Origin of the sequence: Plantibacter sp. CFBP 13570 (assembly GCF_014841395.1) — a bacterium.
GTDB classification, from domain to species: Bacteria; Actinomycetota; Actinomycetes; order Actinomycetales; family Microbacteriaceae; genus Plantibacter; species Plantibacter auratus.
On sequence record NZ_JACYTW010000127.1, the window covers coordinates 1 to 3,283 of the forward strand.

General features: G+C 72.7%; 3 protein-coding genes. 1 reads left to right on the forward strand and 2 read right to left on the reverse strand.

The features are described from left to right. Positions 1-682, forward strand: a 682-nt coding sequence (locus tag IFT89_RS19790) for a LysR family transcriptional regulator substrate-binding protein (RefSeq protein ID WP_202939835.1), incomplete at its 5' end; no start/stop codon positions are given. 12 nt (positions 683-694) lie between these two features. On the opposite strand, the gene IFT89_RS19795 is transcribed toward IFT89_RS19790, so the two are convergent. Further along, positions 695-2,158, reverse strand: coding sequence for an LCP family protein (locus IFT89_RS19795; protein WP_137243448.1), 1,464 nt, complete (start codon positions 2,156-2,158; stop codon positions 695-697). Between the two features lie 82 nt (positions 2,159-2,240). After that, positions 2,241-3,283: CPBP family intramembrane glutamic endopeptidase (locus IFT89_RS19800; RefSeq protein WP_307783559.1), on the reverse strand; the 1,043-nt coding region annotated here is incomplete at its 5' end.

The following is a 3,283-nucleotide window of genomic DNA, read 5'->3' on the forward strand; positions in this document are numbered from 1 at the left end:
GAACGGGCTCCGCGCGCTCGCCGACGCCCAGCAGGCGCTCACCGCCGGCACGCTCCGCATCGGCGCGCTCCCCTCGCTCGTCGCGACCCACGTCCCGGAGCTCGTCGCCCGGTTCCACGCCGCGCACCCCGACGTCCGCATCGAGGTCACGGGCGCCGTCGACTCCGCCGAACTGCTCGAAGCCGTCGACCTCGGGCGCATCGACCTCGGCGTGGCCGATGTGGCCACCGCCGGCCCCGGTGTCGAGGTGCGGCTCCTGGAGGAACAGCGGTTCGCGATCGTCCTCCCCGGCCTCAGGAACGTCGCCGAGCGCGAGGCCGAGCACACGCCGCCGACCATCACCGGCGACGAGCTGGCCACGCACACCCTGGTGACCCTTCCGCGCGGGACGTCGATGCGCGCCGTGACCGACGAGGCCTACGCCCGCTTCGGCGTGCAGCCACCGCGGGTCATCGTGACCACCCAGCGCGACGCGCTCACGCGGTTCGCGACCGCCGGCGTCGGGCTGACCGTGGTGCCCGAGCGTCTCGCCGACTGGGCTGCGGCGAACGGCGCCCGGGTCCGCCGGTTCCCGGCACCGGTCACGAGGAGCATCGGCCTGCTCGTGCGCCACGACAGCGTCCGGACACCCGCCGTGAGTGCCTTCCTCCGATTGGCGGAGCGGGTCCCACCCGGGGACTGACGACGCCCCGCGTCACCCGCAGAGGTCCGCGGCGGCGTTGCGGGACTCGACCTCGACGGGCGCGGGCGCGGCAGGCGGGGTCAGTGAGGCGAAGTCGTCGCCGATGACGAGCACGACGTCCTGCTCGTCCGGTCCCGGTTCACCGCTCACGACGACCGTGATCCCCAACTCCTGGGCGAGCGAGGCGGCCGTCGCCCGAGCCGCGTCCGAGTCGCGCGCGAGCAGGAGTGTGACCGGCGTGTCCGTCTCCGCGTCGCCGATCGACGCGACGGTGTAGCCGAGAGCGGTCAGTCGGTCGGCGGTCGCCGTCGCGACCCCGTTCGTCTGCGAGCCGTTGAGGACGCTGACCGCCTCGACCCGCACCGGTTCGACCGGGGCGACCGGCTCGGCGGGGGACGCATCACCGGTTCCCGCGATCGGCACCGGGACATCGGTGGCGAGGCTCGAGAAGACGATCGCGGCGTCATCGCTCGGGACGACCCGGTTGGCGTCCGACGGCGCCTCGGTCCACGGCATGGTCAGGAAGGTGATGGCCGACGCCGGCACCTGCGAGACCCGGTGCGCGAGCGACGTCAGGCTCGCGAGGTCGCCGAGCGCGGTGTCGACGGTGAGCGAGGAGGTGACCGCGTCCAGGAAGCGGATGAGGCGGTCCGGCCGGGTGAGCACCTCGGCACTCAGCGCCCGCTGCACGATCGCGGACATCACCATCTGCTGGTTGCCGAGGCGCGAGATGTCGCTGCCGTCACCCACCGCATGCCGGGTGCGGGCGAGCGCGAGCGCCTGCGTCCCGTCGATGACCTGTGCTCCAGCGGGCAGCGCGAGGTTCGAATAGGGATCCTCCATGTCCGACGGCAGACACACCGCCAGCCCGTCCATGCCGTTGACGATCGCCTGGAAGCCGCTGAAGTCGAGCTCGACGAAGTGGTCGATCGGCACACCGGTCATCGCCTGCACCGCGGCGACCGAACAGGCGGCCCCCGAGTTCAACGCCGCGTTCACCATCCCGTAGTCGTCGGGCGTCCCCCGCCCGGTGTCCGTGCACATCGACAGGTCGGTCAGCGTGTCACGCGGGATCTGCATCGCGTCGATCCGGGTGTTGCCCTCGGACACGTGCACGAGCACCATCGCGTCGCTGCGCTTGGTGCCGGTGTCCTCTCCGTAGTCGCCGACCGCGAGGTCACGGCTGTCGGAGCCGAGGAGGAGGACGTTGATCGCCGGGTCCGGTGCGCCCGGCTGCGCGGGCTCGGTCGAACGTCCGGCCGGGGCGGCGATGGCCTCGGAGCTGAGGTTGCCCTGCAGTCGCAGCGCGAGCGCACCGACACCCCCGAGGAGCGCGAGCACGAGGCCACCTGCGATGCCGACGATGAGGCGCCGACGGCGGACCCGTGCGCTCACCCCACCGCCGTGACGGCGAGCGTGGGCGGCACGTGGACGGACGGGTGCCTCGGGGAGATCAGGGAGATCGGGTCTGCGCATCGTCCCAGTGCACCAAGCGTCGAAGCGGCGGACAAGCAGCCTGCCCGGTGCGACTCATACGCGGCGCGCATGCGTCGGAGGGTCAGCTCACGGGCGAGGCGACCTCCGAGCCACGCAGCCCGGGCACCGCACGTTTGCCGAACTGGCCGGTGACGACCAGGATGAGCGTCGTCGCTGCGAGGAGGATCCAGCCCGGCCAGCCGAGCAGGGTGCCGAACACACTGCCGGTGTCCTGCATCGACGTCGGGCTGGCGAACAGCAGCAGCGCCCCGACGGCGGCGTTCACCGCGCCGTGGGCGATCACCGCCGGCCAGACCGAGGCGGAGCGGAGCCGCAACCAGCCGATGAGGACGCCGAGCAGCATGCACCAGCCCATCATCAGGAGCAGGCCGAGGACGTCGGTCCGCTGGTAGTTGTACCCGAGGAGGATGAGCGGTGCGTGCCACACGCCCCAGATCGCCCCGGAGAGCAGGAGGGCGGGCCAGGTGCCGAGCGGCAGGAGGTTCGGCAGCAACCAGCCGCGCCAGCCGAGTTCCTCCCCGAACGCGGACAGCGATGCCACCAGGACGCCGAGGGGCAAGGTGAGGAGCTGGACCAGGGCGACCGTGGTGAGCTCGTCCCGCCCGAGCTCGCCGGCGCCCGAGGCGGTCATGATGGCGGCGAGACCGGACAGGCCGACGAGGTCGAGCTGGATGAGCCCCATGGCCTGCCCGAGCAGCATGGAGCAGAACGCGAGGACGGGGAACCCGACGAGCGCCGCCGCGCAGAGCCCGAGGGTCCGGCCGAGGGGACGCAGCGGCGCGAGTCCGAGCAGCCGCGGGATGCTCCTCGGGCGGGCGACGAACAGCACCACGACGAGCGCGGCGATGGTCGGGGTGTACATCATGCCGAGGGTGATGAGCTGGAACCAGGGGTTCGCGAGTCCCTCACCCGACAGCCACAGCGGTGCGGCGATGAGCCAGGCGAGGCCGACGGCGAGCACGGTGAAGACCGTGACGGCGACCCACGGGACCCTGGTGGGCAGGATCGGGGCCAGCTCGCGGTTGCGCCGGCGCTGTCGGTCCGCCGCCGACTCCGGCTGCTGGGCGAGCGCAGCCAGCCCGGCCGCACCGATCACGGGAGCCG

Bases quoted from the DNA above. Each gene is read 5' to 3' on its own strand.
- IFT89_RS19795 (WP_137243448.1), bottom strand. From the start codon at position 2,158: ATGCGCAGACCCGATCTCCCTGATCTCCCCGAGGCACCCGTCCGTCCA.